Origin of the sequence: Janthinobacterium sp., from assembly GCF_009923995.1 — a bacterium.
Classification (GTDB): domain Bacteria; phylum Pseudomonadota; class Gammaproteobacteria; order Burkholderiales; family Burkholderiaceae_D; genus Janthinobacterium.
The window spans coordinates 1-25,029 of the sequence record NZ_RFSK01000047.1 but is presented as its reverse complement, the minus strand read 5'-3'; the positions used below and the strand labels follow the sequence as shown (position 1 = coordinate 25,029).

Annotated in this window: 20 protein-coding genes and 1 pseudogene; 7 read left to right on the top strand and 14 right to left on the bottom strand. The window is 65.3% G+C overall.

The features are described 5' to 3' along the window. Entirely contained in the window at positions 1–741 is a 741-nt protein-coding gene (locus tag EBS11_RS20545; RefSeq protein WP_290605855.1) for a GntR family transcriptional regulator, read from the bottom strand. A 388-nt stretch (positions 742–1,129) separates the two neighbouring features. Between EBS11_RS20545 and EBS11_RS20540 the strand changes: the two genes are divergently transcribed. The 3 genes from EBS11_RS20540 to EBS11_RS20530 all read left to right on the top strand — a co-directional run bounded on the left by EBS11_RS20540 (position 1,130) and on the right by EBS11_RS20530 (position 7,923). Further along, positions 1,130–3,790, top strand: a complete 2,661-nt coding sequence (locus EBS11_RS20540; protein WP_290605853.1) for a TonB-dependent receptor — start codon at positions 1,130–1,132, stop codon at positions 3,788–3,790. Positions 3,791–3,993: 203 nt separating this feature from the next. Further along, on the top strand, positions 3,994–6,693 hold the full coding sequence (locus EBS11_RS20535) for a TonB-dependent receptor (protein WP_290605851.1): 2,700 nt from the start codon (positions 3,994–3,996) through the stop codon (positions 6,691–6,693). Positions 6,694–6,801: 108 nt separating this feature from the next. Next, the gene (locus tag EBS11_RS20530) at positions 6,802–7,923 is read left to right on the top strand and encodes a heparan-alpha-glucosaminide N-acetyltransferase domain-containing protein (RefSeq protein ID WP_290605849.1); all 1,122 of its coding nucleotides are present in this window, start codon (positions 6,802–6,804) and stop codon (positions 7,921–7,923) included. Here EBS11_RS20530 and EBS11_RS20525 read toward each other — a convergent pair. From EBS11_RS20525 to EBS11_RS20470, 12 genes are all read right to left on the bottom strand, one after another. Next, positions 7,920–9,110: a DUF5009 domain-containing protein gene (locus tag EBS11_RS20525; RefSeq protein WP_290605847.1), complete on the bottom strand. Its 1,191-nt coding sequence runs from the start codon at positions 9,108–9,110 to the stop codon at positions 7,920–7,922. The two genes, EBS11_RS20530 and EBS11_RS20525, sit on opposite strands and share 4 nt — an antisense overlap. A 79-nt stretch (positions 9,111–9,189) precedes the next feature. Beyond that, positions 9,190–10,509: a hypothetical protein gene (locus EBS11_RS20520; protein WP_290605845.1), complete on the bottom strand. Its 1,320-nt coding sequence runs from the start codon at positions 10,507–10,509 to the stop codon at positions 9,190–9,192. Between the two features lie 151 nt (positions 10,510–10,660). After that, positions 10,661–11,794, bottom strand: coding sequence for a sn-glycerol-3-phosphate ABC transporter ATP-binding protein UgpC (ugpC, locus tag EBS11_RS20515; RefSeq protein WP_290605843.1), 1,134 nt, complete (start codon positions 11,792–11,794; stop codon positions 10,661–10,663). Positions 11,795–11,808: 14 nt separating this feature from the next. Further along, complete coding sequence (locus EBS11_RS20510; protein ID WP_290605902.1) at positions 11,809–13,146, bottom strand: MFS transporter; 1,338 nt, start codon at positions 13,144–13,146, stop codon at positions 11,809–11,811. Positions 13,147–13,219: 73 nt separating this feature from the next. Beyond that, complete coding sequence (locus EBS11_RS20505) at positions 13,220–14,314, bottom strand: glycoside hydrolase family 3 N-terminal domain-containing protein (RefSeq protein WP_290605841.1); 1,095 nt, start codon at positions 14,312–14,314, stop codon at positions 13,220–13,222. Beyond that, positions 14,311–15,159: a carbohydrate ABC transporter permease gene (locus EBS11_RS20500; protein ID WP_290605839.1), complete on the bottom strand. Its 849-nt coding sequence runs from the start codon at positions 15,157–15,159 to the stop codon at positions 14,311–14,313. The genes EBS11_RS20505 and EBS11_RS20500 overlap by 4 nt, the downstream gene beginning before the upstream one ends. Positions 15,160–15,172: 13 nt before the next feature. Continuing rightward, complete coding sequence (locus EBS11_RS20495; RefSeq protein ID WP_290605837.1) at positions 15,173–16,042, bottom strand: sugar ABC transporter permease; 870 nt, start codon at positions 16,040–16,042, stop codon at positions 15,173–15,175. 7 nt (positions 16,043–16,049) lie between these two features. Continuing rightward, the gene (locus EBS11_RS20490) at positions 16,050–17,309 is read right to left on the bottom strand and encodes an extracellular solute-binding protein (protein WP_290605835.1); all 1,260 of its coding nucleotides are present in this window, start codon (positions 17,307–17,309) and stop codon (positions 16,050–16,052) included. A 130-nt stretch (positions 17,310–17,439) separates the two neighbouring features. Next, positions 17,440–18,453 (bottom strand): SIS domain-containing protein, encoded by a 1,014-nt coding sequence (locus EBS11_RS20485; protein ID WP_290605833.1) that lies wholly within the window; start codon positions 18,451–18,453, stop codon positions 17,440–17,442. Continuing rightward, on the bottom strand, positions 18,443–19,555 hold the full coding sequence (gene nagA, locus EBS11_RS20480; RefSeq protein WP_290605831.1) for an N-acetylglucosamine-6-phosphate deacetylase: 1,113 nt from the start codon (positions 19,553–19,555) through the stop codon (positions 18,443–18,445). Before nagA ends, EBS11_RS20485 begins: the two co-directional genes overlap by 11 nt. Beyond that, complete coding sequence (locus EBS11_RS20475) at positions 19,552–20,286, bottom strand: GntR family transcriptional regulator (RefSeq protein ID WP_290605829.1); 735 nt, start codon at positions 20,284–20,286, stop codon at positions 19,552–19,554. The genes nagA and EBS11_RS20475 overlap by 4 nt, the downstream gene beginning before the upstream one ends. Position 20,287: 1 nt before the next feature. Continuing rightward, a complete protein-coding gene (locus tag EBS11_RS20470) occupies positions 20,288–21,160 on the bottom strand; it encodes a BadF/BadG/BcrA/BcrD ATPase family protein (RefSeq protein ID WP_290605827.1) in 873 nt (290 codons plus the stop codon). Positions 21,161–21,505: 345 nt separating this feature from the next. On the opposite strand from EBS11_RS20470, the gene EBS11_RS20465 reads away from it, so the two are divergent. Next, on the top strand, positions 21,506–21,793 hold the full coding sequence (locus tag EBS11_RS20465; protein WP_102296300.1) for a hypothetical protein: 288 nt from the start codon (positions 21,506–21,508) through the stop codon (positions 21,791–21,793). Positions 21,794–21,844: 51 nt separating this feature from the next. Here EBS11_RS20465 and EBS11_RS20460 read toward each other — a convergent pair whose 3' ends face one another. Beyond that, positions 21,845–22,117, bottom strand: a complete 273-nt coding sequence (locus EBS11_RS20460) for a hypothetical protein (RefSeq protein WP_290605823.1) — start codon at positions 22,115–22,117, stop codon at positions 21,845–21,847. Between the two features lie 416 nt (positions 22,118–22,533). Between EBS11_RS20460 and EBS11_RS20455 the strand changes: the two genes are divergently transcribed. The 3 genes and pseudogenes from EBS11_RS20455 to EBS11_RS20445 form a co-directional block, all read left to right on the top strand. Next, positions 22,534–23,049 carry a hypothetical protein gene (locus tag EBS11_RS20455; RefSeq protein ID WP_290605822.1) on the top strand — a complete coding sequence of 172 codons (516 nt, stop codon included), beginning with the start codon at positions 22,534–22,536 and terminating at the stop codon, positions 23,047–23,049. Positions 23,050–23,112: 63 nt separating this feature from the next. Further along, on the top strand, positions 23,113–24,762 hold the full coding sequence (locus EBS11_RS20450) for an ExeA family protein (protein ID WP_290605820.1): 1,650 nt from the start codon (positions 23,113–23,115) through the stop codon (positions 24,760–24,762). A gap of 1 nt (position 24,763) precedes the next feature. Then, a pseudogene (locus tag EBS11_RS20445) lies at positions 24,764–25,029 on the top strand (hypothetical protein); the annotation flags it as partial.

Genomic DNA, 25,029 nt, shown 5'->3' with positions numbered 1-25,029 from the left:
TTAATTGGTACTTAATTCGGCCACGAAGTCATACATATCGCCGCGGAAGTAGGAGCGGCAAAATTCCACGGCGCGGCCATCGCGCAAAAAGCCCAGCCTTTCCACCGACAGCCCCGCGTCGCCTTCCTCCGCCTGCAGCAGGCTGGCCTGCTCTCCCGTCAGCAACAGCGCGCTCAGCCGCTGCAAGGCCCGCACGGGGCGGTTGCCAGCCTGTTCCAGAGCGTCGTACATGGAGACGTCGACGGCATCGAGTGCCGGCAGGCAGCTGGCCACGATGGTGGCGTACTCCAGGCACATCGGCACCTCGTCCGCATAGCGGATGCGGTGGAAGCGGTACACGGGCGCACCCGGCGACAGCCGCAGGCGCAAGGCCTCTTCCGGCGTGACGGTTCCCTCTGAGCGCTTGAGCCAGACGCTGCGCGGCGTGCGTCCGCGCGCCCGCATGTCCTCGGAAAACGAGGTCAGCTTGGCGAAATTCTTTTCGATGCGGGTATTGATGAAATTGCCCGAGCCGGGACGGCGCACGAGCAGGCCTTCGTTGACGAGGCCGTCGATGGCCTTGCGCACGGTGATGCGCGAGACGGACAGGTCGCTGGCCAGCTGGCGTTCCGCCGGCAGGGCTTCGTCGGGGCCGAGGATGCGCTTGTCGATCGCTTCGCGCAGCGCGCGCTGCAGTTGCTGGTACAGGGGCAGGCTGCTCGTCTGCCCCAGGCCTTGCATGATGTGAGCCAGGGTTGTCATTCGCTGAGGGTCTCCGTTACGGCGCGTTGCAGACGCGCTCTGTATCTGTTTTGTGTCGCTGGATAATACCAAAAAAGACCGTTATAAAACCAATTTGAATTATCAGGCCGGCAATTTATGCCTCGCCCCGCTGGTATTTACACCGGCCATACGGGCTAGGGATTGATTCAGCGGAAGTGGTCTGTGTGATTCAAACAACGTTATAAAAAAAAAGTTGCAACTGGTAGTGTTCTGGTATTGGATAGTAGTATATTGGCGTTGAATTGGTTTTGTAAGTGGTTGTACCGAAGGGTCTGCAGCAAGCCGGCGAGAGCGGGCGGGCTGTAAAGAAGATCTACGTTAAAAATGAAAAGGTTCCAATCCTGGAGCTTAAATCAAGGGGGAGTACATGAAACGCAATTTGACACCTGCAGCTGCCGTATTGAAATCCGGATCGCGTCACCGCACGCCGATCGCCGCGGCCGTTGCCGTGATGGTCGCTGGTCTGGCTTTTTCGGCGCAGGCGCAAGAAGCACCCGCCGAAGATGTGGCCACCGTCACGGTGACGGGCGTGCGTGCATCGCTGGAAAAATCGCTGAAGCAAAAACGCAATGCGGACTCCGTCGTGGAAGTGGTGACCGCTGAAGATATCGGCAAGATGCCGGACCGTAACGTGGCCGACGCGATCCAGCGCCTGCCAGGTGTGAATACCCAGTCGTCGGCCGGCGGCGAAGGCGGCTTCGGCGAAAACGACCGCGTCAGCCTGCGCGGCACCAGCCCCAGCTTCCAGCAAACCCTGTTCAATGGCCACGCCATCAGCACGGGCGACTGGTTCGTGCTGAACCAGTTCGGCGGCAACGTCGGCCGCAGCAGCAGCTTCTCGCTGCTGCCATCGGAACTGGTGAGCTCCGTCGTCGTGCACAAGAGCGCCACGGCCGACCTGCCTGAAGGCGGCGTCTCGGGCGTGATCGACGTGATCACCCGCCGTCCGCTGGAATTCAAGAACCAGATCACGGCCGAAGCATCGGTGCAGGGTTTCTACAATGACCTGGCCGGCAAGACCGATCCGCAGTTCTCCGGCCTGGTGAACTGGAAAAATGACACGAATACCCTGGGCATCATGGTGCAGGGCTTCTCGCAAAAATCGACCGTGCGCCGCGATGGCCAGGAAATCCTCGGCTACACGCCGATCCTGGCCAACAGCGCCGCAGCGCTGGCCCATCCTGAACTGGCCGGCGTGAAAGTGCCGACCTTTATCGGTGCCAGCCTGTTCGAGCAAAAGAAAACCCGCGAAGGCGGTGCCTTCGACGTCGAATTCAAGCCCAGCAAGGACCTGACCCTGGACGTGAACGGCTTCTATTCGCAGCTGAAGGCCCCGCACCAGAATACCAACTGGCTGGCCGCGCCGGCGAACTCGATCAACAGCGCCAACCAGGTGCCGAGCAACTACACGGTCAAGAACGGCACCCTGACGGGCGCCACCTTCGCCACCAACTCGGGCGAGGTCGACAATATCTACCGTCCTGACGCCGGCGGCGAATCGTACTACCTGGATTTCAACTTCAAGTACCGCGCCACCAAGGACCTGACCCTGACCGGCAAGCTGGGCAAGACCCATGGCGTCGGCTATGACCGCGACGACGTCTACTACCAGAACAACGTCGATGGCGGCATGGTGTATCAGTTGAACGGCATGAGCCCGGCCAATGTGTCGTATCCGGGCGGCACCACCACCAAGCCAGGCTCGACGGCTTGGGCGGGCGGCGGCGAATCGCGTTCCGTCGACCAGGAAAAATACGCCCAGATCGATGCCGAGCTGCGCCTGTCGTCCGGCGTCTGGGATTCCGTCAAGTTCGGCGCCCGCATGACCGACCACAAGCGCGATGCCGAGCATCCGTTCGAAACCCGTCCGGGCGCGCTGGGCTTCTCCAATCCAGGTCCCGTATGGAATGGCACGATGTACCCGAGCGACTTCGCCAGCAACCTGGGCGGCAACCTGTCGAGCAACTACTTCAAGTATGACGGCGCGGCACTGGGCGCCTGGGGCGCGGCTCCCGGCAACCGCCTGTTCGACTACGTGCGTCGCCACAACTGGACCGACGAATTCAAGCTGCAGGAAAAAACCTCGGCTGTCTACGCCATGGCCAACCTGACGGGCGACAACTGGAGCGGCAACTTCGGCCTGCGCGCCGTGCACACCAAGCAGTCGACCCTGGTCAACCAGGCCGGCGGCCCGATCACCGGTTCCGACTGGGGTCCGTACTCGCAGCACCTGTACGAGCGCAGCTACAATGACTTCCTGCCGAGCGCCAACATCAAGTTCGACGTGCGCAACGACCTGGTCGTGCGTGGCGCCATTGCCCGCACCATCGCCCGTCCTGACTACAGCGCGCTGGGCGGCTCGGTCTCCCTGAACGACGATGCATTGAGCGGTGCAGGCGGCAACGTCAACCTGAACCCGGTCAAGTCGGATAACGCCGAAGTGAGCGCCGAATGGTACTTCGCGCCGAAGTCGGCCTTCTCGGTGGGCCTGTTCTACATGGACCTGAAATCGGTCGTGTCGAACGGCACCACCAGCGCCACCTACTTCAACAGCAAGCGCAACGCCAATGCCGTGTACCTGATCACGTCGCCATTCAACACCAGCGGCAAGAACAAGGGCGCGGAATTCAGCTACCAGCAGCCGCTGTTCGGCGACTTCGGCGTCCTGGCCAACTTCACCTATGCCGACGGCAAGCTGGACAACGGTGACGAGCTGGTCAACGCATCGCGCAACACGTACAACCTGACGGCCTTCTACGAAGCCAATGCCCTCAGCGCGCGCCTGGCCTACAACTACCGTTCGTCGTACAAGGCGGGCGTGGACCGTGGCGCCAGCCAGCACGTGGAAGGCGCTGGCGGCCTGGCCGGTTCGATCAACTACAAGATCAACGAACACTTCACGGTCACGTTCGATGCGCTTAACTTGACGAACACCACCATCAAGATGTACGCGGAAAACAAGGATCAGCCACGCGCTTTCTACAGCAACGGCCGTACCTTCTACCTGGGCCTGCGCGCCAAACTGTAAGCAAGACGATCCGGCCTGGCGCCACCGCGCTGGGCCGGGTCTTCCTCGGTCTTTTCAAGGCAAGTTCCTGTTCCAGGGGCTTGCCTTTTTTTTCGGCGCTCCCGCCGTTATCCCTTTCTTGCCGCTGCACCCCGTCGTTTGCCGTCTGTACTCATCCATAAAACCGTCCCGCCACCGTGGCGGGCATCCATAACGAGGAGTCTATGAACAGTCGTTTGCATCCCGTATTACACCCCATCGCCGCCGCTGCCGCCTTGTTGTCCATCAATATCGCGGCCCAGGCACAGCAAGCGCCCATGCAGGAAGTGGTCGTCACCGGCATCCGCGCGTCGCTGGAACAGTCGCTGAGCCAGAAGCGCAACAGCGATTCCGTGATCGACGTCGTCAGCGCGGAAGACATCGGCAAGCTGCCCGACAAGAACGTGGCCGATGCCGTGCAGCGCGTGCCGGGCGTGAATATTTCCTCGTCGGCGGGCGGCGAGGGGGGATTTTCCGAGAATGACCGGGTCAGCATCCGCGGCACCAGCCCCAGCCTGACGCAAACCCTGATCAATGGCCACGCCGTCGGCACGGGCGACTGGTTCGTCACGGACCAGGTGGGCACCGTGGGGCGCAGCGTGAGTTTTTCCCTGCTGCCGTCGGAAATCGTCAGCCGCGTCACCGTGCAAAAGAGCGCCCAGGCGGACCTGGTGGAGGGCGGCGTGGCCGGCTCCATCAATATCGAGACGCGCAAGCCGCTCAGCTTCAAGAACCCGTTCACGGCGGAACTGGCTGTGCAAGCCATCTACGCGGACTTGCCGGGCAAGACGGACCCGCAAATGAATGCCCTGTTCAACTGGAAGAACAAGGCCAAGACCATGGGCGTGCTGTTCCAGGTGTTTTCCGAGAAGCGCCACGAGCGCCGCGATGGCCAGGAATTCTTCGGCTATGGCGCCATCGATGCGAACAGCCCCGCCGCGCAGAAATACCCGGAACTGGCGGGCGTGCTGGCGCCGCTGGGCATCAACTCGGCCCTGTTCGAGCAGGTGCGCAAGCGCCAGGGCGGCAGCGTCGACGTGCAGTTCAAGCCCACGCCGGATCTGATGCTCGACGTTAACGGTTTTTATTCGAAACTGGACGCGGCCAATTACAACCGCAGCTTCTACAACCAGCCCGGCGCCAACCTGAATGCCGTCGACAATGACGGCAAGCACGTGGGCGTGATTCCCAGTGCATTTACGGTGAAGAACAACACCCTGGTGGCGGCGGATTTCCCCGCCTCGCAATTTCCTGCCGCCAATGCTACGACGCCCTACAACGGCCAGCTGTATCCGGCCCTGGTCGACCAGATCTACCGCCCCGGCTCGAATTCCTCCACGGCGTATGTCGATGTCAACGGCAGCTACCGGGCCAGCGACCGCCTGCGCATCTCGGGCAGCCTGGGTTACACGCGCGGCATCGGCGAGACGCCCGTCGACCTCGGCTATGAGGCGGGCTTGACGGGCGTGGGCGTGTCCTACCAGTTGAATGGCCTGTCGCCGGCCCGGCTGAACTTTCCCGGCCTCGATATTTCCAAATTTTCCAACGTGGTGACGGCGTCGGCCTGGGGTTCGCACGTGGAAACCCTGGATACGGAGAAATACGGCCAGGCCGATGGCGAGCTGAGCATGGACTATGGCGTGCTGGAATCGCTGAAGTTCGGCGCCCGCTACGCGGAGCACCACCGCAATGTGGCGTGGCCGGAAAACCGCAGCTGCGCCGTGTGCGACGGCACGACGAACGCGCCCTTGCCGAAGTGGAATGGCGGCACCTATCCGGGCGACTATGGCAAGGGCCTGGGCGCCAATGCGCAGGGCCGCTACTGGCAGCTCGATCCGGCCGACCTGGTGGCGTGGGCGAATAAATACGACAATTCGGGCGGACCGAATTCGCGCAACTGGCCGGCCGAGCTGGACGTGAAGGAAAAGGACAGCGCCGCCTACCTCATGGCCAATCTGTCGGGCAACAAGTGGCGCGGCAATGTGGGCGTGCGCGTCGTGCGCACGCAGCAGACGACGGTGACGAACGTGCCCGGCGGCGAAAACCCGATCGGCCAGGAAAATATCTTCGGCACCTACACGCCCACCGTCGTCAAGCACAGCTACACGGACGTGCTGCCCAGCGCCAACGTCAAGTTTGACCTGAGCAAGGACCTGGTGGCCCGCGCGGCCGTGGCGAAGACCATGGCGCGCGCCGACTACAGCGCCCTGGTGGGCGCCGTCAACCTGAACGACCAGCTGCTGACGGGCACGGGCGGCAATCCCGACCTGAAACCGATACGCTCGACCAACTACGATGCTACGCTGGAATGGTATTTCGCGCCGAAAGCCATGCTGTCCGTGGGCGCGTTTTTCATGGACATGCAATCGTACGTGACCTTCGGCACGGCGCCCGTGACCTATTACAATAATACCTTCAAGAAATTCAACACCTATGTGATCCAGTCGCCGACGAATATCGGCGCCAAGAACAAGGGCGTGGAACTGAGCTACCAGCAAGGCTTGTGGGGTGGCTTCGGCGTGGTGGGCAATTACACCTATACGAATGGCAAGGCCGACGATGGCGCCGCCGTGGTCGGCAGCTCGCGCGGCACCTACAACCTGGAAGGCTATTACGAGGATGAGCGCCTCAGCGCCCGCCTGGCCTATACCTACCGCTCCAGCTTCCTGGCCGGCCTGTTCAGCAGCTCGCCCCAGTACGTGCATGGCGTGGGCAACCTGGCCGCGTCGCTGAACTACAAGATCAACGAGCGCTATTCGCTGACCTTCGACGTGTTGAACCTGAACAACCCGGTGCTCAAGTACTATGGCGCCAACCAGGACCAGCCCACGGCCCTGTATGCGAACGGCCGCCAGTATTACTTTGGCCTGCGGGCCAAGCTGTAGTGACCGCTGGCGAAAGCGGCACGCAGCCGGTTTCGCCAGGCGTCATTGTTTTTTTCCGGCTGCCTGCCGCAAGGGCAGCCGGTTTTTATCTTTTGGAACTGTTTTACCATGACTATTGCTTCTCAACGCTATCTCGCCCTCGACGTCCTGCGCGGCCTGACGGTCGCCCTCATGATCGTCGTCAATACCCCGGGCGACTGGGGCAGCGTGTATGCGCCATTCCTGCATGCCGAATGGCATGGCTTCACCCTCACGGACCTGGTCTTTCCCAGCTTTTTGTTTGTCGTCGGCAATGCCCTGGCCTTTGCGCTGGGCAAGTATGAGCAGCTGGGGCACGGCGCCGTGCTGGCCAGGCTGGGCAAGCGCAGCGCGCTGATCTTCCTGCTCGGCTTCCTGCTGTACTGGTTTCCGTTCTTCAAGATCGATGACGCGGGGCAATTTGCCTGGTCGTCCCTGTCGCACACGCGCATCCCCGGCGTGCTGCAGCGCATCGCCGTGTGCTACCTGGCCGCCGCGCTGATCCTGCACTACGGCAAGACGCGCGGTGCCCTCGTCTTCAGCGCCTGCGCCTTGCTCGGCTACTGGGCCATCCTGGCATGCTTCGGCGACTACACACTGCACGGCAATGCGCCGGCCAAGCTGGATCTGATCCTGCTGGGCGACAGCCACCTGTACCACGGCGAAGGCATCGCCTTCGATCCGGAAGGCATCCTCGGCACCTTGCCGGCTATCGTCAACGTCATCGCCGGCTACCTGGCGGGCAGCTTCGTGCGCCGGGCGGCGCCGGCGCAGCTGCGCGCCAGCCTCGTTCGGCTGGCCGTGGCCGGCGTCATCTGCGTGGCCGTGGCCCTGTGCTGGAACGAGGTGTTTCCGATCAATAAGAAGCTGTGGACCAGTTCCTACGTCATGCTGGGCATCGGCCTGGACTTGCTGCTGCTGGCGCTGCTGATGTTCATCATTGACGTGCGTCAAATGACGGGCTGGACCTACTTCTTTGAAGTGTTCGGCAAGAACACCCTGTTCATCTACCTGGTGTCGGAAGTGCTGGTGATCATCGCGTTTACCGTGCGCATCGGCGGCGTCAATCTGTACCAGTGGCTGTACCGGCAGGGCTTCACGGGCTGGGCGCCGGCGCGCGTGGGATCGCTGCTGTTTGCCGTCAGCTTCATGCTGCTGTGCTGGCTGATCGCGTATGCCATGGACAAGCGCAGGATCTACATCAAGGTCTAGAATTTCAAGGTCCAGCCATGTCGCGTGGCCAGGGCCGTGAACAGCAGCATCAGGGCCGTGACGCCTGCCGCGTTCCACAGGCCGGCCGCGCCGCCCGTTTCCAGCCAGGGCCACCAGACGGGCGGCAGGTGCAGCACGGCCGTCAGCTGCTGCCACAGGTCGGGCACGATGTAGGCGAACAGGGCATTGGTACCGGCGGGCAACAGCACCACCGTCCAGGCGCGCCAGCGCCACACGTCGATGACGATGTAGAACGCCAGGAACAGGGCCAGGATGATGGCGCTGCAGACCAGGGTATAGGATTCCGTCGCCGCGATCTTGTTGATGTGGTGATACGGCCGCAGCAGCATGCCGGCGGCAAACAGGCCCAGCGCAAACCACGCCATGAACCGTATCCGCTGGCGCGGCGTCATGGCGGCGTCGCGCAGGAAGAGCCGGCCCACGAGGGTGCCGGCCAGCACGTTGGCGGCCGTCGACCCCAGCACCTGCGGCACGTTGACGACGGCGTTGATGCTTGCCGGCAAGAAATCCAGGCTGCCCGCCGTGCCGCCCATGTACAGCACGATCAGCATGGCAAGCATGCCCATCAGCGCCGTGCCCTTGCCCCGGCACGCCAGGTACAGCAGGCTGCACAGCAGATACGCCCAGCCTATCATGCCGAGGATGCCCCACCACGAGGGTTGCAGCCAGGTGCTGGAAAACTCGCCGTTCAATGTGCCGCGAAACGTCGCCAGCAGGAACAGCATCAGCGCGCCGCCCGCGGCCAGTTCCCGCCTGCCCGCGCCCTGGCGCCACAGCAGGAGCATGGCCACGTAAAACAGCAGGAAATACGGGGCGCGCGGCAGCAGCGCCGCCTGCGCATCGTAGCGGTAGGCATTGGCCAGCACCACGCCGGCCAGCATCAGGCTGGCGGAGCGCCACAGCAGGCGGCCCAGCAGGGCGGGCGTGACGTGGCCGCAGTGGCGCTGCATGGCCAGCGGGATGGCCATGCCCACCATGAACAGAAAGCCGGGAAAGACCAGGTCGGGCAGAGTGATGCCGTCGGCGCGGGGTCCCGCATGTTCCAGCCACCACGGGATGCCGGGCATGCCGGCCAGGTAATTGACCCAGATCATGGCGATGATCACGCAGCCGCGGAAGGCATCCAGGCTGATCAGGCGTTCGGTGGCGGCGGTGGCTGGCGGCATGGTCGGAGGGAAAGGGTCGAAAAAAAAGCGGCCCCGGCATTGGCCGGGAACCGCTTTGCTATGCTTGCGCAGGCAGGAATTACTGTGCCGCTGCTGCCGGCGCCGCCGCTGCCGTGGCAGGACGGTTCAGCCAGAAGATCCAGTAGCGGGCCAGGTCGCCCACGCCGTCGCCGCCCTTGACGGTTTCCAGCACCTTGATGGCTTCATCTTTCTTGCCAGCCATGGCGTAGGAATAGCCCAGGCGCAGCTTGGCATCTTCAGGACGCTTCAGGCCGCCCTTGGCGATACCCTTTTCGATCAGGTCGATACCCTTGTCGAACTGGTCCATCGTGACGTAGGCGTAGCCCAGGTTGATCAAGCCCGTGCCATCCTTGCTCTTCATGGCCGACGCTTCGCCGCTGGCGATGTTCTTCGCATCGTCGGCGGCTGCCTTGTTGGCCTGGTCGCGCATTTTCTTGTGCTTGGCGGCATTCGCGCCCGTGCCCAGCAAGCCCTTGGCAAAGCCGGCGTCGAGGACTTTTTTCGCTTCCGTCGGGAAGGCATTGACCAGGGCGATCTCCGCCATGTCGCTGTAGTCCTGCGGCGGCATGGTGCCGACGGCCTTGAACTGCAGGCGCAGCACGTCCAGCGCGAAGCGGTCCGAGTAGCCGGCCTTGCTCTGCAGGCGGCCCAGCAGGTCGCTCCAGTAGTCGTCCGACGGGTAGTAGCGCACCAGGTTTTCCATGGCGATCAGGTAGGTGGCCGGGTCCTTGCTCTTCGAGCCCGTGTTGGCCAGCAATTGCAGCTCTTCGATGGTCGGCGTCTTGCCCGCTTGCTGCTTGGCCGTCAGGTCGGCCATCAGTTCCTGCTTGGCGCGCGCGAAATCGTTGTTGAAGTAGTAGGCGCGGATGATGTACGGGCGCACGGTGGCCACGTCGCCAGTTTCTGTCTGGTAACGGGTGAACCACTTGATGGCGTTCGGATAATCCTTGGCGTTGTAGTGGTAGTTGGCCAGGGCCTGGATGAAGTCGCCCTGCGATTTCTTGTCCAGCTTGCCCGATTCGATCACCGCTTCCAGCGCCGTCATGGCCATGGCCGGATTGTTGGTGGTGGAGGCGAGCGCCACGCGCAGGCGGTTCAGCACGAACAATTCGTAGGGCGTCAGGGCGGGAATGGCGGCTGCCTGGTCGATGCGGCTTTGCACGTCGGCATAGTTCTTGGCATCCATCGACGCCTTCACGACGGCCGGGTCGAGCAGCTTGAAGATTTCAGGGCGCACCGTATCGGCGGGCGCGGCTGCCGGCGCACCGGCAGCCGGGGCCGCAGGTTGGGCATCTTGCGCGTGCGACAGGGCAGGCAGGACATTCAGGCCGATGGCGGCCAGGAGCAGGCTAAGGCGGGCAAGACGGAATTGGGACATGGGTTATCCTTCAATCAATAACAAAAATATGCACTGGCCCTGGCTGCCGCTGCGGCATTGCCAGGCAGGCAAGGAAGCTCAAAAAAACAGACATTCTGCCATTCTGCCTGCATAAGTCAAAGAGAGGCAGCATGGTAAACAGCGGCTATTGTCACATAAACGGCTGGGCCGGGGCGCCTGATGTGCGTGCCAGGGCTTGTCCAGCAGCATCGAACAGCAGGCAATGCTGCGGCGGCAGGTGCAGGCGCATGGCGTCGCCCGGCTGGCGCAAGCCATGCTCGGCCGGCAACTTGACGGCCAGCATGTCGGTCGCGCCCGGCATGGCGGCGTAGACGATGGCCACGTCGCCCAGGTACTCGACATGGCTGACGGCCGCATCGACCGCGTTGTCGCCCGCATGGCCGCCGTCGTGCAGGCTGACATGTTCGGCGCGCACGCCCAGGGTCAGCTGGTCGCCGGGCGCCACCGTCCCGCCCTGCGCCGCGGCCTCGATGACGGCGCCGCCGGGCAGGCGCACGGCCACCGTGCCGGGACCGCTGGCGACGGCGACGCAGGCGATGAAGTTCATCTTCGGCGCGCCCAGGAAGCCGGCCACGAACAGGTTGCCGGGGTTGTTGTACAGCTCGTGCGGGCTGCCCACCTGCTCGATGCGCCCGCCGTTGAAGACGACGATGCGCTCGCCCAGGGTCATCGCCTCGACCTGGTCGTGCGTGACGTAGATCATGGTGGTCTTCAGTTCCTGGTGCAGGCGCGAGATTTCCACGCGCATCTGCACGCGCAGCGAGGCATCGAGGTTCGACAGCGGCTCGTCGAAGAGGAAGACCTTGGGCTTGCGCACGATGGCGCGGCCGATGGCCACGCGCTGGCGCTGGCCGCCCGACAGGTCCTTCGGTTTGCGCTTGAGCAAGGCCGTGATCTGCAGGATGTCGGCGGCGCGCTCGACGGCGGCGCGCACCTCGGCCTTCTTGTGTCCGGCCAGGGTGAGGGCGAAGGCCATGTTTTCGTACACCGTCATGTGCGGGTACAGGGCGTAGCTCTGGAAGACCATGGCCAGGCCCCGTTCGGCCGGCGCGACGTCGTTGGCCAGCTGGCCGCCGATGTGCAGCTCGCCGTCCGTGATGTCTTCCAGGCCGGCGATCATGCGCAGCAGGGTTGATTTACCGCAACCCGACGGCCCCACGAAGACGACGAATTCGCCGTCGCGGATGTCGAGGTCGATGCCGTGGATGACGGGGTGCTTGTCGTCGTACAGCTTGACGATATTCTTTAAGGCGATATGGGCCATGAAGTGCTTCTATCCTAGCTGGCGCGCGCTGGCGCCGGTGGCGACTCGGCCTGGGCCTGGTCGGGTTGGTGGGCGGCTTCCTTGGCGCCGATGCGCATGAAGCGCGACAGGACCAATACGGGCACGGCCGATACCAGCACCCACAGGAAAAAGGTCTTGTAGCCGAGCGCCATCTGGATGTCGCCGCTGATCATCTTGAACAGCACGAAGCCCAGCTGCATCACGCCGGTGGCGAACGCATAGTGGGCCGTCTGGTACTTGCCGACGGAAACTACCTGCATCATGAACAGGATCAGGCCGACGAAGCCGAAGCCGTAGCCGAACATTTCCACGCTGAGCGCGCCCGTGATCAGGGCCAGGTCGGTGGGCATGCTGTGGCTCAGGTAATAGAACACGAGGTTGGGCAGGTTCATGGCGAGGATCAGGAAGGGCATAGCGCGTTTCAGGCCCAGCCAGGACGTGAAGTAACCGCCGCCGATGCTGCCCAGCAGGAAGGCGACGGTGCCGGCCGTGCCGTACACGGCGCCCACTTCCGTCGTCGACAGGCCGAGTCCCCCCAGTGCGCGCGCTTCGCGCAGGAACAGCGGGCCGATGGTCTGCACCTGCGCCTCGCCGGCGCGGAACAGGATGATGAAGGCGATCATGCCCCAGATGCCCGGTTTTTTCAGGAAGTCCATCAGCACGTCCCCCAGGGTGCGGCTGATGCCCGCCACGCTCTTGTCGGCCACGGCCGCGTTGCGCACCTGCGGCAACGCCCACAGGTGGTAGGCGGCCAGCGACAGCATCATGGCGCCGATGATCAGGAAGATCACCGACCACGCAGGCTTGACGCCGATATGCTTTTCCAGGTAGCCGGCCAGGATCACCAGGCCGCCCAGCGAGATGAACTTGCCCGCGTTGAAGAAGGCGCCCTGCCAGCCCGCATAGGCCGCCTGCTGCTTGTCGGTCAGGCTGGCAATGTACAGGCCGTCGCAGACGATGTCGTGCGTCGACGAGGCCAGCGCGGCGACGAACAGCACGGCGATGCAGGCGGCGAACCACAGCGGCGTCTGCAGGGCCAGCGCGATCAGGCCCAGGCTCAGGCCACCCATGAACTGGAACAGCACCACCATGGTCTTCTTGCTCGACGCCAGTTCCAGGAAAGGGCTCCACAGCGACTTGAAGACCCAGGCAAAGCCGATCAGGGCCGTCCAGCGGGCGATCTGGTCGTTCGGCACGCCCATGCTCTTGAACATCAGCCCGGCCACCAGGGCCACGGCATAAAACGGCAGGCCCTGGGCGAAATACAGCGTGGGTACCCAGGTGATGGGGCTGCGGGCGCGCTGGCTGGTATTGCTGCTCTTGTCGTTCATGAACACTTCCTCGGTGATGGCACCATCCGGCGATGGCGAAGTTACTGCTGTCGGTATTGCGTGCTGCTGCATGCTATGGCTCCCGCCGCGCCAGCGCCGCCTTGCAGCGGCGCCAGCCCTCGGCCAGGATGATGCGGTCGGCGGCCTCCTGCACGTAGTGCTGCGCATGCGCTTCCGCCCTGGCAGGGTAGCGCCGCGCATGCGCGGCCAGGCGCGCCAGGCGCGTGCCGGCGGCCTGCAGGGGCAGGTCGCCCGAGGCCAGCGCACCCGCCACGGCGTCGAGCGCGGCCACGGCGGACGGATGCTCCAGCACCATGGCCATGTCGCTGCCGGCGGCCACGCTCTTCAGCGCGATCTCGCCGCGCGCGTGGCGTTCGCGCACGCAGGCCGTGTCCAGGCCGTCGCTGATGATCACGCCCTCGTAGTGCCACTGCCCGCGCACGAGGTCCTGCAGCACGCGCGGCGACAGGCTGGCGGGCAGCGCGTCGTCGAGGGCCGGGTACAGCACGTGGGCGCTCATCATCGACGCCGCCTGCGCGGTGGCCTGGCGAAACGGCACGAAATCGTATTCTTCCAGCTGCGACAGGCTCTTGGCGACCGTCGGCAGGCCGGCCTGGGGCGCGACGGCGCCGGGCATGAACAGCCTGGCGCAGCAGGCCACGCCTTCGGACTGGCTGCCGGCCATCCACGCCATCGCCATCGCGGATGCATGCGTGGGATCGCCGCCAAACGCGTGTTCGGCGCCCGGCGCGGCCGGGAAGGCTCCGGCGGGGGCCAGGTCCAGCAGCGGCGCCAGGTGCCAGTTGATGCCCAGCGAGCGCAGGGCGCGCGCCACGCAGGCGCCCGTGCCGTAGGCCAGGCTGGCGTCGCCTTCGGCGCACAGGGCCGCGGCCGTGGGCGGCTGGGGCAGCCAGGCGGGGTAGGGGGACGCCGCGCCGGCCGTGTCGATGGCGATCAGCGCCTGCGGCCCCAGCACGCGCTGCAGGGCCGACGTCAGGCGCACCAGCTGCGCCTTGTCGGCGATGTTGTCCGCGCGCAGGCAGACGGCGCGGATGCTGCTGCGCTGCAGCCACTGCGCCGTGGCCGCATCGAGCTCGGTGCCGGGCACGCCCGTCATTAGCAGCTGGCCGGCCAGCAGGCGCAGGTCGGTGGCGATGGCGGCGCTCATTTGACGGCGCCGTCCATGCCGCGCATGAAGAAGCGCTGGGTGAACAGGAATGCCAGCAGGGTCGGCACGATGGTGATCAGGGTGCCGGCGGCGATCACGCGGGTGCTGCTGCCGAAGGTGCCGCGCAGGTACAGCACGCCCACCGACAGGGGGAATTCATCGGGCTTGCTCATGACGATGGACGGCCAGATGTATTCATTCCACGATTCGACGGCCGTCAGGATGCCGACCGTGGCCAGCCACGGCGTGATCAGGGGCAGCATGATGCGGCTGAAGATGACCCATTCGGAGGCGCCATCGACACGCGCCGCGTCGATCAGGTCCTGCGGCACCTCCTCGAAGGCCTGCTTGAGCAGCAGGATGGCCACGGCCGTCACCACGTTGGGCAGGATCACGCCCGTATAGGTGTCGACCAGGCTCATTTGCGTGATGGTGATGAAGTTGACGAGGAAGTTCACTTCCGACGGCAGCACCAGGGTGGCGAGGATCAGGCCGAACACGAGCTTGCGGCCGCGGAATTTCAGGCGCGCCAGCGGATACGCGGCCAGTGAGCACAGCAGCAGTTTCCAGAAGACGGTGAACGCGGCGATCAGCACGGAGTTCTTGAAGAACGACCAGATGGGAATCGCATTGAACACTTCGATGAAATTCTCGAACGACGGCGCCTTCGGCCAGAAGGTGGGCGGGAAGGCGAAGATATTGCCCTCCGTGGAAATGGCCGTCACCAGCGTCCACCAGAAGGGGAAGACGCAGACGACGGCGATCGCGCACAGCACGGCATAGTGGCCGGCAGATTGGCCAAGGCGCCGCAGGCGCGTCTTCAGGGGGCGGGAACGGATTTTCATGGTCATTTCCCGGTCAGCGGTGCTTGGGTTTGAGGTAGCGCAGGCACAGCAGGGCGATGCCGATGCAGAATAGGGACACGACGAAGCTGGCGGCCAGCGCGCGCGGCAATTTGAGGTGCTTGAGGCCCTGGTCGTAGGCGTAATACAGCGCCGTGAAGGTGGAGTTCATCGGCCCGCCCTGGGTCAGCACGTCGACTTCCTGGTACGCCTTCAGGGCCGCCAGCACGGACAGGATGGAGCACAGCATGATGGTCGGGCGCAGCATGGGCACGGTGATCTTCCAGAAGCGCTGCCAGCGGCTGGCGCCGTCGAGCATGGCCGCTTCCTGCATGTCCGACGGGATGGCTTGCAGGGCCGCCAGGTACATCACCATGTACCAGCCCAGGCCGCGCCACAGGGTGACGAACATGACGGCAAACAGGGCCAGGCTGTCGTTCGACAACCAGCCCACGGGCGCGTTCACGAGCTTTAAGGTCATCATCACGTAGTTCAGCGCGCCCTGTTCGTGGAACATGAAACCCCACATGATGCCGACCACGGAAACGGTGGTTACCACGGGCACGTAGAAGGCGGCGCGGAACAGACGGATGCCGGGCAGGCGGTTGTTCACCAGCACGGCGAGGGTGATGGCGCCCACCTGCACGAAGGGCACCATCAGCAGGAACAGCAGCGAATTTTTCAGGCCCGAGACGAACATCTCGTTCTGGAAGATGTAGCGGAAATTATCCAGGCCGACGAAGCGCGTCTCGCGTATCAGGCTGTAGTCGGTGAAGGCCAGCACGGAGCCGTAGCCGACGGGCCAGAAGGAAAAGGCGGCCAGCAGCAGCAGGGCCGGGGCGAGGAACAGCCAGGCTTGCAGGGTGTGGCGGTGGGCGAGTTTCATGGTGTCCTTAGTGGCGCGGCAGGGTGGCCAGCTTGCGGTTCCAGATGGCGACGGCCTGGTCCAGCGCCTGCTTCACGTCCTGCTTGCCCGTCACGCCCGCCTCGACGGCTTTCACCAGCGAGCGGCGCAATTCGTCGTAGTCGTCGATGCCGGCCACGTACAGGGTGCGCGAGTGGTTCATCGACAGGGCGCCGGCCGCCACCGCCTTTTCGGCCGCGCCCGCATGCTTCGGCGTGGCGAGGAAGAACGGGTCGGCTGCCGCCCTGATGGTGGTGGGGAAGACGCTGGCCTGGCGCGCGAAGTCGAGCTGGTTGGCGTCGTTCGTCAGGTAGCGCGCGAACTTGCCCACCGACGGCAGCAGCTGCATGGACACGCCTTTCGGAATGGCGAAGTGCACCAGCCAGCCGCCGTCGGCGATGCCCGTCGGGCCCAGCGGCGCGGGTGCCACGTCGGTGATGGCGTAGATGTCCTGCGCGTCGCTGCGGATGCGCTGCATGGCCGTCGGCGGCGCCAGCAGCATGCCCAGGCGGCCGCCCTTGTAGGCGTCGATCACGGCCGGGAAGTTATCTTCGGCGAACAGGCTTTCCTTCAGCAGGCCGCCGACCCTGTAGGTGTCGGCCAGCTTCTGCACCAGCGCCACGTGCTGTGGCGAATTGAAGACGGCGCGGTTGTCGGTGATGACGGCCAGGCCCTGCTGCATGAACAGGCCGTCGATCTTCGACAGGGCGGGGGCGATGCCGGCCTTGCCCGTGCGTTGCGCGATCTGGCGCGCGAACGCCAGCTGTTCATCGAGGCTGGCGGGGCCGCGCGACAGGCCCGCCTGTTTGAAAATGGCGGTATTGAAGGCGATCACCGCGACATTGCTGTACATGGGGAAACCATACGTGCGGCCCTTGAAGCGCAGGTCTTCCAGGGCGCTGGGTATGTAGCTGGCGCGCGCTTCCTTGATCAGGCCATCGACGGGCGTGAGCAGGCCGTCGCGCGCGTATTCATCGGCCCAGGGCACGTTCAGGCTGACCAGCGCGGGCGGGGTGCCGGCCACGATGCGCGTGACCAGCTTGGTCTGGATGACGTCCCACGGGAAGTCGATCCATTCGATCTTGACGTCGGGATTCTGCGCCTCATAGCGCGCCACCACCGCATTGAAATACGGCGTGAACTTCGGCTTCATGCTGAAGGTCCAGAATTCGATTTTCTCGACAGCGCCCGCCTGCGGCGCGAACAGGCTCGCGCAGGCAAACACCGCCAACAGTCTCTTGATGGTCATTTTTATCCTGGGGCGGCAGGCCCCACGTTTATATGAATCCGCAGCGCGGGTACATGCCCTTGCCGTCGCTTATGTTCGGGTGCTGGCGGCAGCGCCGCCCCGTGACGGGAGCGGCGCTGCCGGGTAATGCTTAATTTGTCTTCGTGACCTTGCTCAGGTGACGCGGCGCATCCGGGTCCATGCCGCGCGCGGCCGACAGCTTGGCCGCCATCACGTAGAAGGACTGGATGGCGACGATCGGGTCGAGGTCCGGCGTGGCCGCCACGGGCAGGGTCAGGTCGCGTTCGGCCACGTCCGCCGGCGCCGCCAGCAGGACCTTGGCGCCGCGGCCGCGCATTTCGCTGGCCAGCTGCAGCAGGCCGGCCTGGGTCGGGCCGCGCGTGGCGAAAATGAGCAGCGGGTAGCCGTCTTCGATCAGGGCCATCGGGCCATGCTTGATTTCCGCGCCGCTGAACGCTTCCGCCTGCAGGGCCGAGGTTTCCTTGAATTTCAGGGCCGATTCCAGCGCCACGGGGAAGCTGATGCCGCGTCCGACGACCATGATGTTGCGCGCCGGCGCCAGCACGTCGATGGCGGGCGACCAGTCGACGCGGGTCGCTTCGAGCAATGCCTCGGGCAGCGCTTCCAGGCCTCCCAGCAGCTCGGGGTCGTTCTGCCACTGCGCCACCATGCGCGCGCCGGCGACCAGGCTGGTGATGAAGCTTTTCGTCGCGGCGACGCTCTGTTCCTTGCCCGCGCGCAGGGGCATGGCCCACTCGGCGGCGTGCGCCAGCGGCGACTCGATGTCGTTGACGAGGGCCACGGTGGTGGCGCCGCCGTCGCGGAAGTAGCGGATCGGCTCGACCACGTCCGGACTCTGGCCCGATTGCGAGATCGAGATGGCCAGGGTGTCGCGCGTCACCAGCGGCGACTTGTTCAGCGTCACCAGCGACATCGGCAGCGAGGCGACGACGCGGCCCAGGCGCGCCATGATCAGGTAGGCGACGTAGTTGCAGGCGTGGTCGGAGCTGCCGCGCGCGATGGTCAGCGCGGTCGAGAACGAGGTGCTCCTCAATTTGCGGCCCAGTTCCGCGTAGCGTTCCGTGTCGCTGGCCAGTTGCAGGGCGACGCATTCGGCGGCGGAAATGGCTTCTTTAAGCATCATTGAGGTCACAGATTTCTCCTTCTATATACACAGCTTTGAGTTTGAGGTCGCGATCGAGTACCACCAGATCGGCATAAGTACCGGGGGCCAGCCGGCCGCGTTCTTCCAGGCCCAGGTAATCGGCGGCGTTGGTCGACACGCGCTTGGACGCGTCGGCCAGGTCCAGTCCCAGTCCCACCAGGTTGCGCAGCGCCTGGTCCAGGGTCAGGGTGCTGCCCGCCAGGGTGCCGTCGGGCAGGCGCACGCCGCCCATGCATTTCTGCACGGCGTGGCGGCCCAGCATGTATTCGCCGTCCGGCATGCCGGTGGCGGCGGTCGAATCGGTGACGCAGTACAGGCGCGGGATGGCGCGCAGGGCCACCTTGATGGCGCCCGGATGCACGTGCAGCAGGTCGGGAATCAGTTCCGCGTATTCGGCGTGTGCCAGGGCGGCGCCGACCATGCCCGGCTCGCGGTGGTGCAGGCCGCTCATGGCGTTGAACAGGTGCGTGAAGCCCATGGCGCCGTGTTCCAGCGCGGCCACGCCGTCTTCATAGGAGCCGAGCGTGTGGCCGATCTGCACGCGCACGCCGGCGTCGGCCAGGGCGCGCACCAGCTCCAGGTGGCCGGCGATTTCCGGCGCCACGGTGATGACGCGCAGCCTGGCCAGGGTCTGCAGGCGCTCGATCTCGGCCAGGGTGGCGGCGCGCGCGTAGTTGGGCTGCGCCCCCAGCTTGCCGGAATTGATGTACGGGCCTTCCAGGTGGGCGCCCAGCACGCGCGCCGTGTTCGGGCGGCGGTCCTTGGCGGCCGCGCCGATGGCCGTCAGGGCCATGTCGATGTCCTCGGGCGGCGCCGTCATGGTGGTCGCCAGCAGGCTGGTGGTGCCGTGGCGCGCGTGGATGGCCGCGATGGCGTAGACGGCGTCGCCGCCTTCCATGATGTCCTTGCCGGCGCCGCCATGCACGTGCAGGTCGATGAAGCCGGGCAGGATGTAGTCGTCGCTGTTGCCCGACGGGTGGAGGGAATCGCCCGTGATGCTGTCGACGCGCTCGCCGAAGGCGATGGCGCCGTGGATCCAGCCGCCGGGGGTAAGGATATTGCCTTTGATTGTGCTGCTCATCTGCGCGACTCCGCTACGAATTCATAATAATCACTGCGGCAATACGAGTGGGTCAGTTCCACCGCCGCGCCGTTCTCGAGATAACTGACACGGGTGATGTGCAGCATGGCTTCACCCGTCTTGATGCTGGCCAGCTTGGCCTGTTCCGCCGTGGCGTTGACGGCGCGGATATGCTGCAGCGCGCGCATCGGGATGGTGCCGCGCGACTCCAGGTAGCCGTACAGCGAATCGGTGACCTGCTGCGGGTCCGGCATGTACAGGGCGGGGATGGTGGTGGTCTCGATGGCCATCACCACTTCGTCGGCCGTGCGCAGGCGGCGCAGGCGCGCCACCGGCATGTGCGGCGACAGGCCCAGCGACAGCAGCTCCAGCGGCGCCGCCGCGCCGATGTCGCGCTGCAGCCAGCGCGAGCCGGCCGTGAAGCCCCGCTGGCGCAATTCTTCCGAAAAGCTCGTCAGGCGCGACAGCGGCTGCTCCAGCTTCGGCGTGATGTAGGTGCCCGAGCCGCGCTTGCGCGTCAGCATGCCCCGGTCGCACAGCATGTCGATGGCCTTGCGCGCCGTGACGCGCGAGATTTCCAGGATGTCCGACAGCACGCGCTCGGAGGGCAGGGCCTGGTTGGCGCGCCAGTCGCCGCTGGCGATGCCGTCCGACAGCATGTTCGCCAGCTGCATGTAGAGCGGCGTGTCGCTGGCCGGATTGGGTTTGAAGGCGGATAGTTTGGCCAGCATGTCAGTGCTCCCGCAAGTGCTTGCGTATCAGGCGCAGGCCGCCTGCGGCCGAGTCGCCCTGTGCCGGCACGACCAGTTGCAACAGTTCCGCCGGCAGGTAGGCCGACAAGGGCGCCGCCAGGCCGCCGCACAGGGCCACGGGCAGGGTGCCGGCCGGGTCCAGCGCCCTGGCGATCAGGGCGATCTGCTGGCCCGCCTCGACGAGGATGGCGCGCGCCACGGCATTGCTGGGGGCGTGTTCGAGCACCAGGCGCGCCAGCTGCGCGAAGGTGGTCTGGCTGGCCGCTGCCAGCCACACCTGCATGGCGTCGCGCTGGCCGCCGCAGGCGTGCACGATGGCCGTGGCGAAGGCGCTGCCGGGCACGCGGCCGTCGACCACCTGCTGCGCATGGTTGATGGCGCGCATGCCGATCCAGGCACCGCCCGCCTCGTCGCCGGAAGGAAAGCCCCAGCCGCCCACTTCGTGGCGGCTGCCGTCCGCATGCAGCACCTCGCCCACGCTGCCCGTGCCGATGGCGACGATGGCGCCCGGTTCGCCCGCATGGGCGCCCAGCAGGGTGGTCAAGGCATCCGATTCGAGCGCCACGCGGGCATAGCCGGGATTGTGTTCGATGAAGCTGGCGGCCCACTGCTTGTTATGCACGCCGGCCAGGCCCAGGCCGATGGCCATGCGCTGCAGGGCCGGCTGCTCCAGGTCGGCGGCGCGGAAGGCCAGGGTGACGGCGTGCGCCACGGAAGTCCACGCGCGCTCGATGCCGTGCGCCAGGCCGGAAGGCCCGCTCTGTCCCTGCGCCAGTTCCTGGCCGTCGAGGCGCGCCAGGCGTACACGGGTGCCACTGCCCCCTCCGTCGACGCCGATTATGTATTCGATCATGTGTTTGCAGTCCGGCTTATGGTTGATTGCGCCTGTCTCGTTTTTTTTGTCGGGCGGCGAAAAAGCTGAAGGCACTATATTGTCGCCTCGATGGCTTGTCAACAGGTATTTAAGTGGTATTGTAAATTGGCGTAAGGCTGTTGCGGCATCGCCCATCGTTGTGGCGGTAAGTCATTGTTATGTAAGGATTTTTTGCTCGCCTGGAATGGTATTGAAATTGGCCTTGTTTAATGCCAATTTTTCCCAAATGGTACGCCGGGGGCCGTGCGATGTTGCTTCTGCGCATGCTTGGCAAGGCGGGTCATCAAGAGTAGAGTCCGCCTTTTACACCTGAGTTGGAAGAGCATGATGAACGACAAGGCAGCAAAGAGCGCGTACTGGGACGACTGGCAGCAAGAGGCGCTGGCCGCCGGCGTGTCGGCGCCGCTGGCCGCGCTGGGCATGGAATTGATGCGCACGCACCGCAAGAATCGCTGGCCGAAGGATTTCCTGGGCCGCGAAAGCGATGGTCCGGTCATGATCGAGATGTGCCTGGAAGACGAGGCGGAAACGGAATTGTTCTTTATCGAGAACCTGTATCCCTACGATGCGGCCCTGATCGAGAAGACCCGCCGCCGCCTGTGCCTGCACTGACGGGGCGCTGAAGCGTGACTGGAACGGCCGCCCTGCGCGGCCGTTTTGACGTCAGGTGCCGAACTTTTCGCTGGGGACGCGGGCGCGCATGCGCAGGCCCAGCAGCACGATGGCGACCAGCAGCAGCGACTGCGTATCCGGCTCCTGCGGGGCGGGGACGCGCAGGCTGGCGTCCGGCGGGAAACCGGCCAGGCGCAGGGCCAGCGCGGCGGGCGGCCCCTGGTAAGCGGACTGCGGCACCGGCCGCGGCAGGTCGGCCGCGCGCAGGTTGCCAGCGGTCCAGAGCGACAGGACCGCGCCCAGCAAGATCATCTTTCTCATCATAATGTGCATTTCCGCCGAGGGCTGTACGTGCATGACACATGGTCGCGCCGCGTGGCGGCCATGTCCTGTCCCCAGTTTGCATGGATGTTTCCGGTGCTGGTCTTGCCGCGCCGGAATAATATAATTTTATAAACTCCATGTATTAAAACATAATAAAATGAAAATGCAAACGTCTTTTTATGCATAAGCCCGTGCCGCGCGCGTGCTTGCCGGGGGGCGCTGCATTGCGCCAGGGAAATGACGTGGCATTTTCATGGGGCGGTGTCATAATGGCTGCGGCATTCCCGCCCAGGCATGGAGTAGATGATGAGCAAGGCACAGGACAGCAAGAAGGAAGCCAAGAAAGAACCGGCCAAGACCATGAAGGAGAAGAAGGAAGCCAAGAAGGTCAAGAAAGAAGAGCGCAAGCGCTGATCATGCGTGCGCGCCGTTCCTTGCCGCATGCGTGGCGCGCGGCGGCCCTGCTGGCCCTGCTGGCCGCGGGCTGGCCCGTGTCCGGCGCGCTGGCGCAGCCCAAGCCGCCGCCGTCGACGTTCGGGCAAGTGGTGGGCAATGCCGTGCTGTGCATCGACCAGATCGACAACAAGGCCTTTTATGCGTACCTGCTGACGGCCTTCGGCCCGGCCTACAAGCATGAAGGGGGCGCCTACTGGTTCCGCACGGACGCCACCTTGTGGGGCGCGCCCATTACCGACGTGATCGTCAGCGACGATACCAGCCCCCTCGTCTTCATGGGCGTGGTGGCGGACACGACGCCGGAAAAGCTGGAACCGGCCATCCGCAGCGCCTCGGGCCTGCGCTTCAATGCGCTCGATGCCTCCGCCTTTCCTGTCCGTGGTTCCGTGCCTGGCAGTAAAATCGTCTACTTCCGTAGCAAGGCGAAAGTCTATTGCGCCAAATACAAGCCGTTGCCGCCCGCGCAAACCCGCTGAGCCGGTGGCTCGGCGTGTCGGCTTGCCTGGACGCATTTTGATCGTTTCATCCGCAGGGTTTCCATGTACACGCATTATTTCCAGCTCAAGCAATCGCCGTTCTCGATCGCCCCCGATCCCCGCTACCTGTACATGAGCGAGCGCCACCGCGAGGCGCTGGCGCACCTGCTGTATGGCGTGGGCAGCGGCGGCGGCTTCGTCCTGCTGACGGGCGAGATCGGCGCCGGCAAGACCACCGTGTGCCGCTGTTTCATGGAGCAGATCCCGGACAATTGCCAGCTCGCCTACATCTTCAATCCGAAACTGTCCGTCGAGGAATTGCTGCACTCGATCTGCGAGGAATTCCGCATCGCCCTGGCGCCCGGCGTGGCCAGCGTGAAGGGCTATGTGGACGCCATCAACGCCTACCTGCTGGCCAGCCATGCCCAGGGCAAGAACAATGTGCTCATCATTGATGAAGCGCAAAACCTGTCCGCCGCCGTGCTGGAACAGCTGCGCCTGCTGACGAACCTGGAAACGAGCGAGCGCAAGCTGCTGCAGATTATCCTCATCGGCCAGCCGGAACTGCGCGCCATGCTGGCCCGCCCGGAACTGGAACAGCTGGCCCAGCGTGTGATCGCCCGCTATCACCTCGGTTCCCTGTCGGCCGACGAGACGGCCAGCTACATCCACCACCGCCTGGCCGTGGCGGGCAGCACGGCGCAGACGCCGTTCGCGCCGCGCCAGATGGCGCAGATCCATGCGCTGAGCCACGGCGTGCCGCGCCGCATCAACCTGCTGTGCGACCGCGCGCTGCTGGGCGCCTACGTGGAAAACCAGCGGCACGTGACGCGGCCTATCCTGCGCCGCGCCGCCGCCGAAGTGTTTGCCGAGGAGGGGCGCCGGGCGCCGGCGGCCGGCCTGCGCTGGCCCCACGTGGCCGGCGGCGTGCTGGCCGGCGCCGTGGTGACGGCCGCGCTGGCCTGGCATTTCATGCCGCACGCGCCAGCCACGGCGTCCGTGGCGAAGCTGCCCGCCGCCGTGGCGGCCCCGGCCCCGGCCCCGGCAGCGGCGGCCGCGCCCGCTGCCGTACCGGCGCCGGCCGCTGCCAGCATGCCGGACCGCAATGCCATGCTGCGCCAGCTGGCCGCCCTGTGGGGCGACCATTTGCCGGACGGCGACGCCTGCCAGGTGGCCGCCCGGGCCGGCCTGCGCTGCCTGCAGAGCCGGGGCGGCATCGCCGAACTGCGCGTGCTGGACCGTCCCGCCCTGCTGTCCCTGCGCGACCCGGCGGGCCAGGAGCGGCTGGCCCTGCTGACGCAGCTGCGCGGCGAGACGGCCACCCTGGCGATCGATGGCCGGCAGCAGAGCCTGCCGCTGGCGGAACTGGCGCAGCGCAGCGACGGCAGTTTCACCACCTTCTGGCGCGCCCCGCGCGGCTGGCGCGACGAGGTGCCGGCGGGGGCGCGGGGCGCCGACGTGGACTGGCTGGCGCAACGCCTGGCGCAGCTGCACGGCTTGCCCATGCCGCAGGCGAACCTGCCGCTCGATGCCGAAATGCAACGCCTGCTGCGCGACTTCCAGCAAAGCCAGAACCTGAAGGCCGATGGCCTGGCGGGACCGAAAACCTTCATGCGCCTGATGCAGTCGGGCGACAACCCGGAGCCGCGCCTGTCGGGCGCCGCTCCCGCCGTGGCCGCACCTGCCGCGACGGCGCTGGTGGCAGGAAAATAAGATGTCCTACATACTCGAAGCACTGAAAAAATCGCAGGCCGAGCGCCAGCTGGGCGAATTGCCTTCCATCCATGCGCCGCAGGTGCAGCTGCACGGCGGCGCGGCGGCCCATGGCGCGCGGCGCGGCACCGTCTGGCTGGCGCTGGGCGGCGTGAGTCTGGCCGTGGCCGCCGCGCTGCTGCTGTGGCAGCCATGGCAGGCGGGCGCGGCTGCGCCTGCATCTTCGCCTGCACCTGCTGTTGCAGCTGTGCCCGCGCCTGCCGTGCT

What these genes read in the sequence shown, in the direction of transcription:
- EBS11_RS20545 (WP_290605855.1), bottom strand. Translation starts at nt 741, where the DNA reads ATGACAACCCTGGCTCACATCATGCAAGGCCTGGGGCAGACGAGCAGC.
- EBS11_RS20540 (WP_290605853.1), top strand. Translation starts at nt 1,130, where the DNA reads ATGAAACGCAATTTGACACCTGCAGCTGCCGTATTGAAATCCGGATCG.
- EBS11_RS20535 (WP_290605851.1), top strand. Translation starts at nt 3,994, where the DNA reads ATGAACAGTCGTTTGCATCCCGTATTACACCCCATCGCCGCCGCTGCC.
- EBS11_RS20530 (WP_290605849.1), top strand. Translation starts at nt 6,802, where the DNA reads ATGACTATTGCTTCTCAACGCTATCTCGCCCTCGACGTCCTGCGCGGC.
- EBS11_RS20525 (WP_290605847.1), bottom strand. Translation starts at nt 9,110, where the DNA reads ATGCCGCCAGCCACCGCCGCCACCGAACGCCTGATCAGCCTGGATGCC.
- EBS11_RS20520 (WP_290605845.1), bottom strand. Translation starts at nt 10,509, where the DNA reads ATGTCCCAATTCCGTCTTGCCCGCCTTAGCCTGCTCCTGGCCGCCATC.
- ugpC (WP_290605843.1), bottom strand. Translation starts at nt 11,794, where the DNA reads ATGGCCCATATCGCCTTAAAGAATATCGTCAAGCTGTACGACGACAAG.
- EBS11_RS20510 (WP_290605902.1), bottom strand. Translation starts at nt 13,146, where the DNA reads ATGAACGACAAGAGCAGCAATACCAGCCAGCGCGCCCGCAGCCCCATC.
- EBS11_RS20505 (WP_290605841.1), bottom strand. Translation starts at nt 14,314, where the DNA reads ATGAGCGCCGCCATCGCCACCGACCTGCGCCTGCTGGCCGGCCAGCTG.
- EBS11_RS20500 (WP_290605839.1), bottom strand. Translation starts at nt 15,159, where the DNA reads ATGAAAATCCGTTCCCGCCCCCTGAAGACGCGCCTGCGGCGCCTTGGC.
- EBS11_RS20495 (WP_290605837.1), bottom strand. Translation starts at nt 16,042, where the DNA reads ATGAAACTCGCCCACCGCCACACCCTGCAAGCCTGGCTGTTCCTCGCC.
- EBS11_RS20490 (WP_290605835.1), bottom strand. Translation starts at nt 17,309, where the DNA reads ATGACCATCAAGAGACTGTTGGCGGTGTTTGCCTGCGCGAGCCTGTTC.
- EBS11_RS20485 (WP_290605833.1), bottom strand. Translation starts at nt 18,453, where the DNA reads ATGATGCTTAAAGAAGCCATTTCCGCCGCCGAATGCGTCGCCCTGCAA.
- nagA (WP_290605831.1), bottom strand. Translation starts at nt 19,555, where the DNA reads ATGAGCAGCACAATCAAAGGCAATATCCTTACCCCCGGCGGCTGGATC.
- EBS11_RS20475 (WP_290605829.1), bottom strand. Translation starts at nt 20,286, where the DNA reads ATGCTGGCCAAACTATCCGCCTTCAAACCCAATCCGGCCAGCGACACG.
- EBS11_RS20470 (WP_290605827.1), bottom strand. Translation starts at nt 21,160, where the DNA reads ATGATCGAATACATAATCGGCGTCGACGGAGGGGGCAGTGGCACCCGT.
- EBS11_RS20465 (WP_102296300.1), top strand. Translation starts at nt 21,506, where the DNA reads ATGATGAACGACAAGGCAGCAAAGAGCGCGTACTGGGACGACTGGCAG.
- EBS11_RS20460 (WP_290605823.1), bottom strand. Translation starts at nt 22,117, where the DNA reads ATGATGAGAAAGATGATCTTGCTGGGCGCGGTCCTGTCGCTCTGGACC.
- EBS11_RS20455 (WP_290605822.1), top strand. Translation starts at nt 22,534, where the DNA reads ATGCGTGCGCGCCGTTCCTTGCCGCATGCGTGGCGCGCGGCGGCCCTG.
- EBS11_RS20450 (WP_290605820.1), top strand. Translation starts at nt 23,113, where the DNA reads ATGTACACGCATTATTTCCAGCTCAAGCAATCGCCGTTCTCGATCGCC.